The organism is Thalassoglobus polymorphus, from assembly GCF_007744255.1.
In the GTDB taxonomy this organism is placed as follows: Bacteria; Planctomycetota; Planctomycetia; order Planctomycetales; family Planctomycetaceae; genus Thalassoglobus; species Thalassoglobus polymorphus.
Genome location: NZ_CP036267.1, coordinates 5,857,755 through 5,871,748 on the forward strand (window position 1 = coordinate 5,857,755; position 13,994 = coordinate 5,871,748).

Annotated in this window: 12 protein-coding genes; 6 read left to right on the forward strand and 6 right to left on the reverse strand. The window is 49.9% G+C overall.

Translation table 11 applies throughout. The features are described from left to right. Nucleotides 1-163 precede the first annotated feature (163 nt). On the forward strand, nt 164-655 hold the full coding sequence (infC, locus tag Mal48_RS21220; protein ID WP_145204553.1) for a translation initiation factor IF-3: 492 nt from the start codon (nt 164-166) through the stop codon (nt 653-655). A 121-nt stretch (nt 656-776) separates the two neighbouring features. Here the strand turns inward: infC and Mal48_RS21225 are convergent, their stop codons facing one another. The 5 genes from Mal48_RS21225 to Mal48_RS21245 all read right to left on the reverse strand — a co-directional run bounded on the left by Mal48_RS21225 (nt 777) and on the right by Mal48_RS21245 (nt 7,207). Continuing rightward, entirely contained in the window at nt 777-3,329 is a 2,553-nt protein-coding gene (locus tag Mal48_RS21225) for a DNA gyrase subunit B (RefSeq protein ID WP_145204556.1), read from the reverse strand. Nucleotides 3,330-3,366: 37 nt separating this feature from the next. Continuing rightward, nucleotides 3,367-3,714: a DUF721 domain-containing protein gene (locus Mal48_RS21230; RefSeq protein ID WP_145204559.1), complete on the reverse strand. Its 348-nt coding sequence runs from the start codon at nt 3,712-3,714 to the stop codon at nt 3,367-3,369. A 35-nt stretch (nt 3,715-3,749) separates the two neighbouring features. Further along, nucleotides 3,750-4,862 (reverse strand): DNA polymerase III subunit beta, encoded by a 1,113-nt coding sequence (gene dnaN / locus Mal48_RS21235; RefSeq protein ID WP_145204562.1) that lies wholly within the window; start codon nt 4,860-4,862, stop codon nt 3,750-3,752. Between the two features lie 673 nt (nt 4,863-5,535). Beyond that, the gene (locus tag Mal48_RS21240; RefSeq protein ID WP_145204565.1) at nt 5,536-6,252 is read right to left on the reverse strand and encodes a phosphatase PAP2 family protein; all 717 of its coding nucleotides are present in this window, start codon (nt 6,250-6,252) and stop codon (nt 5,536-5,538) included. A gap of 187 nt (nt 6,253-6,439) precedes the next feature. Next, nucleotides 6,440-7,207 (reverse strand): tetratricopeptide repeat protein, encoded by a 768-nt coding sequence (locus Mal48_RS21245; RefSeq protein WP_145204568.1) that lies wholly within the window; start codon nt 7,205-7,207, stop codon nt 6,440-6,442. A 146-nt stretch (nt 7,208-7,353) separates the two neighbouring features. Here Mal48_RS21245 and Mal48_RS21250 point away from each other — a divergent pair, with 146 nt between their 5' ends. The 5 genes from Mal48_RS21250 to Mal48_RS21270 all read left to right on the forward strand — a co-directional run bounded on the left by Mal48_RS21250 (nt 7,354) and on the right by Mal48_RS21270 (nt 12,392). After that, nucleotides 7,354-8,178 (forward strand): purine-nucleoside phosphorylase, encoded by an 825-nt coding sequence (locus Mal48_RS21250; RefSeq protein WP_197441886.1) that lies wholly within the window; start codon nt 7,354-7,356, stop codon nt 8,176-8,178. A gap of 298 nt (nt 8,179-8,476) precedes the next feature. Continuing rightward, nucleotides 8,477-9,451: a protein-methionine-sulfoxide reductase catalytic subunit MsrP gene (msrP, locus tag Mal48_RS21255; RefSeq protein WP_145204574.1), complete on the forward strand. Its 975-nt coding sequence runs from the start codon at nt 8,477-8,479 to the stop codon at nt 9,449-9,451. A gap of 136 nt (nt 9,452-9,587) precedes the next feature. Next, nucleotides 9,588-10,430, forward strand: a complete 843-nt coding sequence (locus tag Mal48_RS21260; RefSeq protein ID WP_197441887.1) for an alpha/beta hydrolase family esterase — start codon at nt 9,588-9,590, stop codon at nt 10,428-10,430. A gap of 256 nt (nt 10,431-10,686) precedes the next feature. Beyond that, nucleotides 10,687-11,340, forward strand: coding sequence for a hypothetical protein (locus Mal48_RS21265; protein ID WP_145204577.1), 654 nt, complete (start codon nt 10,687-10,689; stop codon nt 11,338-11,340). Nucleotides 11,341-11,501: 161 nt separating this feature from the next. Further along, nucleotides 11,502-12,392, forward strand: a complete 891-nt coding sequence (locus Mal48_RS21270) for a diacylglycerol/lipid kinase family protein (RefSeq protein WP_145204580.1) — start codon at nt 11,502-11,504, stop codon at nt 12,390-12,392. Nucleotides 12,393-12,456: 64 nt separating this feature from the next. Here Mal48_RS21270 and Mal48_RS21275 read toward each other — a convergent pair whose 3' ends face one another. Beyond that, the gene (locus tag Mal48_RS21275) at nt 12,457-13,899 is read right to left on the reverse strand and encodes a DUF1501 domain-containing protein (protein WP_145204583.1); all 1,443 of its coding nucleotides are present in this window, start codon (nt 13,897-13,899) and stop codon (nt 12,457-12,459) included. Between the last annotated feature and the right edge of the window lie 95 nt (nt 13,900-13,994).

Consider the following 13,994-nt stretch of genomic DNA (forward strand, 5'->3'; position numbering starts at 1 on the left):
TTCATTCGAATTTTTCCTGTGTTTATCCGTATTGCTAACAGACGATACGATTTGCATTTTCAGTGACAGAAATTAGTCACACTCAGTTTTCACTTGTTTCAGAAGGAGACATCCAATCAGACGACCTCAATCCATCTCGAAGCCACAAAACACTGGCCCGAGAATGAACGAAGACATCCGGGTTCCAAATGTCCGGGTAGTCGATTCCGAAGGAGAAATGCTAGGAGAAATGGAAACTGCCAAAGCTCTTGAATTGGCAGAAGAAGGGGGCATGGACCTCGTGATGGTTGGCGACAATGCCGACCCACCTGTTTGTCGGATCATGGACTACAGTAAAGTCCGATACGAGAAAAAGAAGAAATCAGCTGGCCCCAAACAACACCGAACACAGCTCAAACAAATTCGTTTGCGCGCCAAGATCGGTGAGCACGACGTGAAAGTCAAAGTTGACTCAGCACGCAAATTTCTGGAACGACGTGACAAAGTCAAAATCAATGTCATGTTCCGCGGTCGTGAAAATGCTCACCACGATCTCGGTCGGGAACTCCTGAACAACGTGATCGAAATGCTCTCTGACGTTTCTACCGTCGAGCAATTCCCACGTATGGAAAGCGGTCGAATGATGTCCGCCACGCTCACACCGTTGGCGAAATAACTTCGAAACAAAAATCCCCCGGCAAAGAACATGTTTCTTGCCGGGGGATTTTTTTATGCGTTGATCTTAAAGTCAAACAAATTTATGTCTTCAAGTTCTGCAAACCAATTCGAAAGATGCTCTAAACGTCGAGATCTTTCACATCCAGGGCGTGCTTCTCGATGAACTCACGGCGGGGTTCGACGTGATCCCCCATCAGGACGCGGAAAATCTCTTCAGCGGCTGCGGCATCATCGAGGGTGACCTGCATCAGAATACGGGTATCGGGATCCATTGCTGTCTCGAAGAGTTCGTCCGGGTTCATTTCGCCCAAACCTTTGAATCGAGTCCGCTGCATTCCACGTCCGCCGATGTCCCGCAATGTCGGGATGACCGCTCGCAGATTCTGTAGTGGTTTTTGGATGTCCTTATTGATGATTTCATAAGGGAAGACTTTTTCAACATTCCGCGGAGGTGGGTCAAGAAAGTCGTTCAGCGAGATTTCGTACTCTTCTTTCAGAGTTTGCAAGACGGAATTGATTGTGCGAACTTCGAAGAGATCAAGGACATTCAGAGTTAATGATTCATCTTCTGGTGCTGGCTCCTCTTCGACATTGTCGCCAACTTCCAACTCTTGATCCGAGACTTTCATCGCCCGACCTTGAGCTTCCTCCTGATCCTGAAGATACGCTTCCATTTCAGTCTTGGTGAAGAACCAGTGATCTTCGGCATTGAGCGTCACTCGGTATCTCGGCAACAAGCCTTCTTCTGTCGCATGATTCATCGCCAGGCGTCGCAGCGAGACTCCACGTCGCTCTAAAGCTTCGAGGGCCTCTTCAATTTTGCTGAGTGGACCAGCGAGTTGAGTCAGTTGTTCTGTCGAGAACTCGCGTGGTTCGCCAGTCGGTTCCGGGTAATTGCCACCCTCCAGTTGATCGGCAGTTTTGAGAAGGTTCCTTCTGGGATTGAGTAGAAGCGTGGAATCTTCCAATCCAATTTCCAACAACTCGGTCATCATCTCTTCGTGTGTCTGCACGTAGCGCGGCTTCTGGTTCCGTTTGCCTTTCTGGATGACTCGATACAGCGGTGGTTGAGCAACGTAAACGCAGCCTTGCTTCACAAGTTCCCGCATGTGTCGGAAAATGAATGTCAGTAGCAGGGTGCGAATGTGTGAACCGTCGACGTCGGCGTCCGTCATGAGAATGATTTTCCCATAGCGACGTTTGGCGATGTCCTGCTCTTCAGCCAGCGGAGTGATTCCAATCGCTTTGAAGATGGCTGTTACTTCAGTGTTTGCCAAGACCTTGAGAAGTTGTGCCTTTTCGACGTTCAGGATTTTACCTCGCAACGGAAGAATCGCCTGATACTCAGAGTCTCGTCCCGTATCAGCAGACCCACCGGCCGAGTCTCCTTCCACCAGGTACAGTTCAGATAGATTCAAGTCGTGCTTTCGGCAATCTCGCAGTTTCTCCGGGAGTCCGCCCGAGCCGGTTTTCGTTTGGCTGCGGGCCATATCACGAGCTTTTTTCGCAGCTTCTCGAGCCTCTGCAGCACGCAGTGATTTCTGACAAATCAGCTTGGCGATTGCTGGGTTCTCTTCCAGGTATTTATTGAGCACATCCCCCACGACCGAGTTGACAGCGCCCTCGACTTCTGGATTTGTGAGCTTAATTTTCGTTTGAGCTTCAAACTGCGGATTCGGAATTCGAACGGTGATGACGCCGGCCAAGCCTTCACGGAAATCGTCTCCAGCGGGAGTCATATCCTTGAAGAGGTTATTCTTTTTCCCGTAGTTGTTCAGCGTCCGCGTCAGTGCCGTTTTGAATCCGGAGAAATGTGTTCCTCCTTCAGAGTTGGAGATTCCGTTTGCAAAGCAGCGAATACTTTCGGAATAGCCATCGTTCCATTGCAAAGCGATATCGACAACGACGGCGTCGACCTGACCGATGACCCGAATCACATCGTTGTGAATGACGGTTTCTGTACGATTGATCCACTTCACAAACTCAGCAAGTCCATCCTCGTAATGGAAGGTGTCTGACTGACCGGTTCTTTTATCTGAGATAAAGATGCGGACCCCAGCATTCAGGAAGGCGCAGTCCTGCAACCGTTTGTGAATCACATCGTAGCTGAACGTTGTATTGGGAAAGATCCCTGCATCTGGCTTGAAGGTCACTTTGGTTCCGGTTTGATCGGTCGCTCCCCCTTTGACTAATCCGGAGGTCACTCGACCTTTGCCGAACTCCATCCGATAGACAAATCCGTCCCGACTGACTTCGACTTCCAGCCATTCTGAGCAGGCATTGACTGCAGTGATTCCGACACCGTGAAGTCCACCAGTCCCGACCGCATAAGCTTTTCGATCGAATTTTCCTCCGGAATGGATCTCCGTGAAGACGACTTCAAGAGCGGTTTTCCCGGTGTCCTTCATCGTATCGATGGGGATTCCGCGTCCATCGTCGGCAACGGTGATCGATCCGTCTCCGTTGATTGTCACGTTCGCGGTCGTGGCATATCCGTTCGAGTATTCATCGAGAACATTGTCGGTCACTTCGTAGACGAGGTGATGCAATCCGGAGAGATCGGTTCCTCCAATATACATCGCTGGCCGGTGCCGAATCCCTTCGATCCCTTCCAGGTGTTGAATAGAGTCTGAATTGTAATCTTGTGTCTTCTTTTCGTTCTCTGCACTCATTCGTGACATCCCAGTTATCAATGCCAGTTCATGGCATCTACTTATTCAGATTCCCTTTTAGACGAAACTTGATCTCACGCACTTTGAGATGCTTATATTCCGTCTGAATCGTGTGGAGAAATTCAGCCTTATAAAAGCTATCCAATTGATAGAGGAGAGCTGAATTACTCAGGGTAATTTCAAGAACACCATTTTTGATTCCCTTCACCTTCATAGCTGCATGAGAAAACTCTCCAGCGACCTGGTCCCACATCTCCTGCAATTGCTCATTCGCTTTGAAACGGTTGTAACCCCGCAAATGAAAAAGTTCGGAGAGGATGTTATCGAGATTTTCAGGGTCCTTAGCACCGTAAGGACTCCCGCGATACTTCGGAGGTCGGCTCATGTTTCGACTCCGCAAATGAGCTCATCGGCATCAATCTAATCATCCCGCGACAACGGCATGACGACGTAAGTGTAGTTTTCATCCGCTTTGAAAACCGCGGCACTATTACCATCGACCAGGTTGAGAGAGACTGGTCCAGCTGAATCGAGGACGCGCAGGAATTCCTGAACATACTTCGGATCAAAGGTCACGATCACGGCGTCGCCATCGTAACTGATTGGCAATGCAATTTTTGATGATCCCACATCCTGGCCAACACTTGTCAGAGTCAGCGTTCCGTCGTCAAACCCAAAATCGACTCCGCGACTTTCTTCGTTTGTGACGATCATTGCTTGACGGACAGCTGAGAGGAACGGGCCGACGACGAGGTCGATTTTTGAAGTGTATTCTCCCGGAATCACATCCTGATATCGTGGAAAACGGCCTTCGACCAGACGAGCGTAGATGGTCGATTGTCCACTTTGAACCAGAACCTCATTTTGATGGATCGCAACTTTGACGTCTTCTTCATCGTTGTCGATAGATCTTTCAATTAGCGACATCGCCTTAGCAGGGATCACTGGTTGACCAATCTCTTCGGAGACATTCCCGTGTGCCTTGCAGGTTGTGTGGCACACAGCCAGCCTACGGCTGTCTGTCGCGGCCAGCGTGAGCTTCTCGGCATCAACTTCCATCAAGACTCCACCTAAGGCGTAGCGGGTGCTCTCGACGTCTGTCGCGAAGATGGTTCGTTGAATGGCCTGCTTCAAAGACTTCCCGCCGATGAGGTAGTAGTTCTCATCCTCGAAGCTCGCCACACTTGGAAACTCGGCAGCGTCTTCAACGCTCAAACGGAATTCACTTTGGCTGCTGCGAATCCAAAGTGCGTCTTCGTTCACTTCAAGACTGATCTGGTCATCCTGAACTTCTCGCAGGATCGCATTCACACGTTGCGTTGGAAGCAGGACTTCACCGACGGAGTCAGTCTCGACGTCTGGAATTTCATATCGAATCCCAACTTCCTGATCAGTTCCGAGGAGCGTCGCTCGGCCATCTGTCAAAGTCAGTTTGACATTGCGAAGGATTTCCTTCGGAGTTCGCGTTGGTACAACACTCCCGACAATTTGGAAAGCAGAGGAGAGTACGTTTCGAGAGCAGGTCAGCTTCATTGTCTTGATTCAGTTTCTAACAAGTGGCTTCGAAAATGACTCTTAGAAAAGAATCATATTTAAAGATTATCAGCAGTATTATCAAAGAGAAGATTGAGCAGTTGATAACTTCATTTCGTAGAACGCAAGTCTATGAAAAATAGGCGTTTAATTCAATTCGGACGCAAGAAAAAAGCGTCGAAAACCGGTTCATATCCTGTCTGAACTCTGTGACTGAAGTGTCGACATAGCAGGTGGTTATGAACAGGCCCGAATTGGACCTCTGAAACCAACAGAGTTGTCCCGTCGTTTTCCAGTAGTTATCACCAACTTTTCGACGTGACGACCCCTTGAAGAGAGATTCCGATATGAATCGAGCAACTCGGTTGATCGAGCGGATGGTCCCTCTGTGTTCAGTGAGAGCAAACGAATTTCCGAGCCTTCGAGTCGTCAAGATCCCGTGAGAGCATCTTTCGAATTGGTTTGCAGGATCTGCCTCGTGGCGAACAGCATTTTTACTGGAGAAATGCGTTCTTCACGGGCAAACAGTAGAGCAAACTGACCTAGTTTACGGGTTCACAATGGGGGATACGAGAGAAGTTTGCCGCTTGAGCTGATTTCGTGGGTAAGTGCTGGAAACGAACTCGGTTTTTGTCCGTTTTGACACTCGATCCTCTTTTTAGAGTGGGGGATTTTATTCCACTGAGGAGGTTTGCGATGTTTCTGGTTCAGCAGGGTTCTGGGTTTTGAGGAGGGCATTTTCGAACTTCTGAAACTTTCGTGTCCCCCAGTTATTACCGATAAACGAAAGTCCGATCAGCCAGCCCAGAGCAGCCCCAACGAAGATATCACTCGGGTAGTGTGAAGAATTCGAGACGCGTTGGAGGCCCACCAGAAAGGCGAGAGTGAGAAACGCTGACTTTCCTTTTGGAAAGGCCCAGGTCAGTAAAGCGGCAAATCCGAATGCGGATGCGGTGTGAGCAGAGGGGAAACTTTCGATAGCTGACCCACCTGAGTGAAACGGGAAAAGACCTGTGAAGCTCTCAAAGATGTTGTTCTGGCTGAAGTCAAACTCTCGAGGACGTGTTCTGCCAATAAAAAGCTTCACGACATTCGCTGCCAAACCAGCTGCACATGTTCCAATGAAAATGCGATAGACTCGTCGGTCCTGACAGGCGTTTGCGACAGAGAAACAGAAGAGAACCAGAAATTGTCCGTAAGGTGTTCCGAAGTGCTCAGCAGTGTTCACGAATTTTTTGAACTCTCCCTGCAACCTGGAATGCGAAAAGTAACCCGCAACGGTCTCGTCAATCGTAAACAGACAAATCACTGCCAGCACCAGAAAGAGGGTGGGCAGTATGATGAGATCGAATCGAGAAAGGCTCGATTGTCGAGTGTTCAGGTCATCCATGGAATTGAAAGTCGCATCAGCAGTAACTGATTTCGAAAAGAGCCGAGCGAAAGCATGTTTGAAGAGACGTCCGTAACCAGTCTCGTGGAAATGAGTGATTCATCAGATGAAAAGTAGCCTTCACGGGCAGGAGAGAGACGCAAGTCTTCCGATTTTCAAGTTTGACACCTATTTTTTGCCACCTGTTTTATTCGGAGGAAAGTCCCAATGCGTGCAAGCGTGCGACTTGCCACATGTAGTGAGGTCCATAGCCCGCTTTGGGGGCCCAGGTGTTCTGGGCGGCTCGAGTTAAATTCTTCTTGGCCGATTCCGATCGTCCTTCGACGGCGTCGTACAGGCCAACATACAGAGAAGCATAAAACATCCGCTTTTCCCGTTCTCTCTCAGTGATCTCAGCTGACTCAATTTTGTCCAGAATCTGCTTGCCGGTCAGGGTTCCGGAAAAGAGCTGATAGACGTCTCCAAATGGCTCACGGTCGTCTTTGTCATATTTGAGTAACTCTTTTCGTGCCGCATCAGCTCCTTTTGATTTGTAATGTGACAAGTATCGCCAGATCCCGTTTTCGCGGTCGACATTGTCAAAGGAGTGATAACGGTCAAATTGTCCAGCCGCCATGTCATATTGAGTTGCGTAAAAATAGGCAATCCCCCTCCGCCAATGAGAGACGTCACTTTGGGGATTCAACTCGACCATTTTGCTGTAGTCAGCGACCGCTTCTTTGAACTCACCAGAAAAAAAGTGGGCATCACCCCGCTGCGAATAGAGTCCAACGACGTCGGGAGTTTGTTGGATTTGTGCGGTGAGCACTTCGATTTGTTTTTTCAGGCGTTTGTCTTGAGTTTTCGTGAGTGCCTCGAGGTCAGGCGACTCTGCATTCACGAGCGATGTGACGTTCATTGATGTGATGATCAGGAGCAATCGCACAATCAATGATGGAGTCAATGATGCAGACATAAATGGCTCTCACAATAATGATTCGAAGCAGTGAAGTGCTTGAGATTCGATTTTCTATCGATCATACAATAGGTGATTCTGGCTCAACCAGCTAATATGCTCGAGCCATTCTCATCAACTGCATTCGATTTCAAGCAAGTTCTCCATTGACTCCTGATCTGGACAATTCGGCGGATCTCCGGAAATCCATCGATCAAATCCGTGGTCGTTGGACGGCAGCGCCGGAGTTTGCAGTGATCCTCGGGACGGGTCTGGGAGCGTTTGTGGATGGGATGAATGTTGATGTTTTGATTCCTTATTCGGAATTGGCTGGCTTCCGGTCATCGACCGCCATCGGACATGCTGGAGAACTGGTTTGCGGTCATGTGGACTCAACTCCGGTCATCGCACTTCGAGGACGTTCGCACTGCTATGAGGGCGTCTCGCGAGATGAGATCACGTTTCCGGTTCATGTTCTCAAACACCTTGGCGTGAAAAATCTGATTGTTTCATGTGCTGCCGGCGGTCTTTCTCCTCGATTTGAGGCGGGGGATATCATGCTCATCGACGATCAGGTCGACTTTCTCTTTTCGCCAAAAAGAGATCGCTGCTGCGAACATCGGCGAACAGTCGCAGGTCGTTACGATGAGCAGATGAAAAGCATGGTGTTAGAACTGAGCCGAAAGTTGAATCTTCGACTGAGCGTTGGAACTTACATTTCGGTCACCGGCCCCAACTACGAAACTCGCTCAGAAATGCGATTTTACCGCATGCTTGCCGATGCAATCGGGATGTCGACAGTACCCGAAGTCGCAGTCGCAACAGAGCTGGGGATGCGGGTTTGTGGATTGGCAACGATCACGAATCTTTGCAATCCAGACGCTCTGACAATCGCAGATGGTGAACATGTCGTCCATGTTGCTTCGTCGTCCGAACCCAGATTCCGTGCCATCGTCCTGGAACTTATCCGCAGAATGGGTAACAGGGATTGAGGATTGAATCAGTTCCCGGCGGAGGTGCTCAAATCGACTCGCGACAAAATGAACTGATCACCCACCATTTCTGTTGAAGCCCCCTGTTGAGGTCTCTGTTGAAGCTCTGTTGAGGTCAGCAGTTTTGCAGCACAAGCGTGCAACAGGAAAGCTCATATTGGCCTGCCAGGCAAAGCGACTTATAATTCAGTGACCGACTGCAATCGCCAAATTGGTGACTCAATGACATAGCCTGCTCTTCATGAGGCAGATATGTGAATCTTTATCATAAAAGCTCATAGCTGATCAGGAACTGGGAATGAATTACTTCGTACGGCGTCCTTGGGATCTTCCACAGAATCAAATTACGGACCAGTCGATCTATTCCAACAAAACCGCTCGCCGGGAGTTTCTGAAATCAATTGGAGTGATCGCAGGAGCCGGATTGTCCGCTTCAATGCTGGGGTGCAAGAAAGCCACTCTTGAAGAAATCGATGCAGCTGGCGAAGTCGAAGAAGGGAAACAGAACTATCCCTTCCCGCGAAATGATAAATTCGAGTATGGGCGTGCCGAATCGGTTCGCAAAGATGCAGCTCAGTACACCAACTTCTACGAGTTTTCGACATCCAAAGAGGTGTTCCGATTTGTTGAAGACTTCGAGCCGACGCCATGGAAAGTATCGGTCACAGGGTTGTGTAAAAATCCAAAGACGTTCGATCTGGATGACATCTATAAAGAGTTCACGCTCGAAGAACGTGCGTATCGCCATCGCTGCGTGGAGACGTGGTCAATGTGCGTTCCCTGGACCGGATTTCCGCTCAGTGATTTGCTTGCCAAAGTCGAACCGCTCGCTTCTGCGAAGTATGTTCGTCTCGTGACTTTTATGGATCCTAAAGTCGCTCCCATGCAACAATACGACCAATATCCTTGGGCCTATTCAGAAGGAGTCACGATTGAAGAAGCGATGAATCCGCTGATGTTGCTGGCAACCGGCATCTATGGAGCTCCGCTTCCGAAACAGCACGGAGCTCCGGTTCGGTTGGTGGCTCCCTGGAAGTATGGATTCAAGAGTATTAAGTCGATTGTCAAAATCGAACTGACCGACAAACAGCCAGCGACTTTCTGGAATACACTCATGCCGCACGAATACGGCTTCGAAGCGAACGTCGACCCGGAAGTTCCACATCCTCGCTGGAGTCAGGCGACCGAATGGATGCTCGGAAGCCGGGAACGTTTCCCCACTGTGAAGTACAACGGATATGGGGACTACGTCGCATCGATGTACGAATCCTAAGCGAAGTGACTCACGCCGATTTCATTCATATCCATGACATTGTGTTAAATGACACGGTGTTAAATGACACAGTGTTGAAGTTGAATGACATCGTGTTGAAAATGTCCACACACGCCATCACGTAAGGTCTACTCCCATGAAGCTGTTCCCGACTCTGTTTGTGATGGTGGTCATACTTCAATTCTCTTCAACCAGTGCGGCACAGCGCCGCGTTTTCGGGGAGCCGACTCTAAAGAAGTATGACATCAAAGTTGATGACCTAGACCGGGAATTTCTGCTGCAGATCCCTGAAGAACAGGAGACTCCGCGACCGGTCGTTTTCGGTTTTCACGGACATGGCGGAACGGCACGACATGCAGCTCGATCGTTCAAGCTGCATGTCCACTGGCCTGATGCGATTGTTGTGTATATGCAGGGCATTCCGACTCCCGGAAAACTGTCCGACCCTGAGGGAAAACGAAACGGCTGGCAGCATGGCGCAGGATCTGAAGAAGATCGCGATTTGAAATTCTTCGATAAGGTTCTTGCTCGAATAGAAGAAGAGTTCCCGGTCGATAAATCCCGCATCTATTCAACCGGTCATTCCAATGGAGGGGCTTTCACATATTTGCTTTGGGCTGAGCGAGGAGAGATCTTCGCTGCGATGGCTCCCAGTGCAGCGGCTGCCGGTCAGGTTCGAAATTCTCTCACCCCCAAGCCGGTCATGCACCTCGCTGGAGAGCAAGACAACCTTGTGAAATATACTTGGCAACAGGCGACCATGGACCGCCTGAGAAAACTGAATGAGTGTGAATCGACAGGGAAGAAATGGTCGCCGTACGGAACTGAGTACGCTTCAAAAAACAAAACTCCCGTCGTCACCTACATTCATCCCGGAGCCCACAAATTTCCCAGCGAGGCTCCACCGCTGATCATCAAGTTTTTCAAAGAGCATCGACTCGCACAGGAATCAGAGACTCCAGAAAAATCCGATCAATAGCTCATTCAGAGCATGATAAAATCGGAACGTCTTCTGGTGTGCAATCGCTGACAGAAGGGTTTCGGCTTGGTTTTTGCACTGGTCTATTCCATAGTGAACAATCCGATGATGCTGGTCGTCACCGAGATGCCCGGTATTGTCCTGTTGTCTCAAGAAAGAGACAGGACGTTGAATTTCTCTTGAGTCGTATGAGGAGTCTGGCTGGTCGATTTTGTGCCAGGCTGAGAGAGAAATTGACAGTGTGGAGTCAAAGAACATGATTAGTCAGAGCTTGGCAGCAAATACAACCATCATTGTGTGGGGAGGGTTGTTGATCCTGGTCGCGGGGCTGGCTCTGCTCACGTATTTCCTCAATAAACGCAGAGAGGATGTCTGGAAATCTTTCGCCCGGAAGCACCATTGTCGCTATGAATTGACGGAGGAAGGACCACGTGTCTCAGGGAATTATTCAGGACATCCATTTGTTTTACTGATCCCTCCGGACAGTTCCGACACCGGAATCATGGCTGTCGAGGAGGTTCGTCTAGTGATGACATTTGACGATACAAAATTGCCGTCAGATATTCAGATACACTCAGCAACAGGTTTTGTAGGAGAGTTACAACGTTCGCTGGAAGCCCATCGGGTCTCTTTCGAAGATGATGAATTATTCGATCAGAATCTTGTTGTGACCAGTGAAGATGCTCAGGCAGTACAGCGATGTTTTTCTTCAAACTGCCGGGAAGTTTTACTGAATTTGGTCAAGCTACATCCGGAGGCGAATCTGAAAATCCGTAGCGGTGAAGCAGCCATTCAAATACGAACAGCCATCAGCGAAAAATCTCAACTGGAAAACATGCTGGAATCACTTTCACAAGTCGTTCATTTCATCTCATCTGCTCGTTCAGAGGGAGTCGGAGGAGACGAATAGTGTTCCCGAAGCTGTTGTCGTTCATTGGAATGATGTTGAGTTTTCAGGCTGTGTCAGGGTTTGCGAATTCAAAACGCGTCTTCATGTTCTGCCTCTTGATGAGAGAGCTTCACGGGCAGAACGAGCATTAAAAATGCTTTGGAACCGGTAGTGAGAAAAAGATGAAGCGATCGATTCATGTAATCTGGAACAGACATGCCAGCCAGGCAGAGAAATACGCCGAACTGCTGGAAACTTTCAATTCACGTTCCGATGTCGTGGTGCTCGAATCGGAATCATCAGATCATGCTCGAGAATACGCAGCCAAAGTCTCGCAGGAAGATGCGAGGGTCATCGTCGCTGCGGGCGGAGATGGGACTGTCAACACAGTGATGGAGGGCTTGCTTGCTTCCGATCAGGACATTCCTTTGGGAGTACTTCCGCTGGGGACGGGCAACGACTTTTCTCGCAATACGCAGATTCCCTGGAATCCGGTTGAAGCTTTTTCGCTCATCGAGCAACGTGAACCGACCATGATCGATGTGATTGAAGTTCGATCAGAGGCGGAAACTTTTCACTATCTGAATATGGCAACAGCTGGCAACACCGGACTCTATTCAGATTGGATTACGGATGAGATGAAAAAGTTCTGGGGGCCGCTCGTCTACTTGCGAGGTGCGGTTGATCTCGCAGCGAATTTGCAGGTCTTCGATGTCGAGTTGGAATTTGATAATACATCCAGCGAGAGTTTTCAGGCCCTGAATCTGTTTCTAGCGAATGGAAGTGTGACAGGGGGCGGATTGCCAGTTGCTCCTGACGCAAAAATCAATGATGGATTGATCGATGTGATTCTTGTGCTGGACTGTACTCCAGTGGCGGTCGCGGGCTTGGTGACCCAGTATACTTTGAGCGACTACCTGACCAACGAGAACATTGTTTATCGCAGATGCCAATCGGTCTCCATCAAGTCCTCTCCCCCATTAACGCTGACGGCGGATGGCGATACCCGCAGCGATCAACCAGTGACAGTTGAGGTCCTCCCACAACGCTTGCCTGTGATCACGGGGCTTTAACTCTTCCTGCACGAGCACACATTTTGGGAACTCTCCGGAGCAGGCTGCTTTACAAGACTTCTGGTCACGCAAGGATTTCCTTTACCACATTCCCATGCACATCAGTTAAGCGGAAATCTCGGCCCTGGAAGCGGTAGGTGAGCCGTTTGTGATCCAGACCTAACAGGTGCAGGATTGTGGCGTGCAGGTCGTGAACGTGGACTTCGCCGGTGTCGACGCCAAAGCCGAGATCGTCGGTCGAGCCATGGATGTGTCCCGGTTTGAGTCCTCCGCCCGCCATCCACATGGTGAAGGCATCGATGTGGTGGTCACGTCCGATTGAGTCGCGGACCTCACCCATCGGCGTGCGACCAAATTCTCCTCCCCAGATGACGAGCGTTTCATCAAGGAGCCCACGGGCTTTCAGATCCAAGACAAGCGCAGCGGCTGCCTGATCAACTTCTTTGCAGATCTTTTGCATGGCGTCGCGAAGATCGGCTCCTTTTCCTCCGTGGTGATCCCAGTCGGTATGGTAGAGCTGTACAAAGCGGACACCCCGTTCAACCAGTCGACGCGCCAATAAACAGTTCTTCCCGAAGGAAGGTTTGCCAGCTTCGATGCCGTATTGATTAAGCGTTGCTTCGGATTCCTGCTCGACTTCCATCAGTTCTGGAGCAGAGGCCTGCATCGCGAACGCGGTTTCGTAGGCGTTGATGCGTGTGGCAATTTCCGGATCGGAAGTTGCATCCATCCGCAGCTGATTCAGTTGACCGACAGTGCTGGTGAAATCGGCTTGGGCCTCGCGGGAGATTCCGGGCGGGTTGTCGAGATTGAGGATCGGACTCCCGGAACTGCGGAATGGAACACCTTGATAACTTGTTGGCAGGAACCCACTTGACCAGAGTGTGTTTCCGGCACGGGGGCCGCGAGGTCCAGATTGAAGCACAACAAATCCGGGCAGGTTTTGTGATTCACTTCCGAGTCCATAGGTTGCCCAGGCTCCGAGGCTTGGACGTCCAGGCGCCTGAAAACCACAGTTCATAAACAGCTTCGCGGGACCGTGGTTGAAGACATCTGTACGAACTCCGCGCAGCCAGCAAACTTCATCAACAATGCTTTGGTGGTGCGGCAGAAGTTCGCTGAGATCCATCCCCGATTCACCATACTTCTGGAACGATCTCTCGCAGCCGAGAAGTTTCGTGTCGGGCTTAAGAAAGGCGAAGCGTCGCCCTTTTGTTAGAGATTCTGGCGGAACTTTGCCGTGGAACTTGTTGAGCATCGGCTTAGGTTCAAACAACTCGAGTTGGCTCGGACCGCCTGCCATGAACATGAAAATCACGTTCTTGATCTTCGCCGGGAAGTGACCATCGCGGACTGCCATCGGCTGATCGATTGTCGCAGCTCTGCTTTCCTCTGAAAGTAAATTCGCCAGCGCGATACTCCCAAGTGTCAAACCGGACTGTTCCAGGAACTGTCGACGAGATGCCAGCTGCTGCAGCTGTTTGAGTTGATTTCTTTCGTTATTCATGATGCTCAATTCTTTGTCGCTCGCTGAAAACGCTTTGGTCACAGACTTCCGAAATCGTGCTTGATGGCTGCAATGACGGGAGTTTGATCAGAATG

Coding starts and splice junctions, on each gene's coding strand:
- Mal48_RS21245 (WP_145204568.1), bottom strand. CDS start 7,207: ATGTCTGCATCATTGACTCCATCATTGATTGTGCGATTGCTCCTGATC.
- Mal48_RS21230 (WP_145204559.1), bottom strand. CDS start 3,714: ATGAGCCGACCTCCGAAGTATCGCGGGAGTCCTTACGGTGCTAAGGAC.
- Mal48_RS21270 (WP_145204580.1), top strand. CDS start 11,502: ATGAAGCGATCGATTCATGTAATCTGGAACAGACATGCCAGCCAGGCA.
- Mal48_RS21225 (WP_145204556.1), bottom strand. CDS start 3,329: ATGAGTGCAGAGAACGAAAAGAAGACACAAGATTACAATTCAGACTCT.
- Mal48_RS21260 (WP_197441887.1), top strand. CDS start 9,588: ATGAAGCTGTTCCCGACTCTGTTTGTGATGGTGGTCATACTTCAATTC.
- msrP (WP_145204574.1), top strand. CDS start 8,477: ATGAATTACTTCGTACGGCGTCCTTGGGATCTTCCACAGAATCAAATT.
- infC (WP_145204553.1), top strand. CDS start 164: ATGAACGAAGACATCCGGGTTCCAAATGTCCGGGTAGTCGATTCCGAA.
- dnaN (WP_145204562.1), bottom strand. CDS start 4,862: ATGAAGCTGACCTGCTCTCGAAACGTACTCTCCTCTGCTTTCCAAATT.
- Mal48_RS21275 (WP_145204583.1), bottom strand. CDS start 13,899: ATGAATAACGAAAGAAATCAACTCAAACAGCTGCAGCAGCTGGCATCT.
- Mal48_RS21265 (WP_145204577.1), top strand. CDS start 10,687: ATGATTAGTCAGAGCTTGGCAGCAAATACAACCATCATTGTGTGGGGA.
- Mal48_RS21240 (WP_145204565.1), bottom strand. CDS start 6,252: ATGGATGACCTGAACACTCGACAATCGAGCCTTTCTCGATTCGATCTC.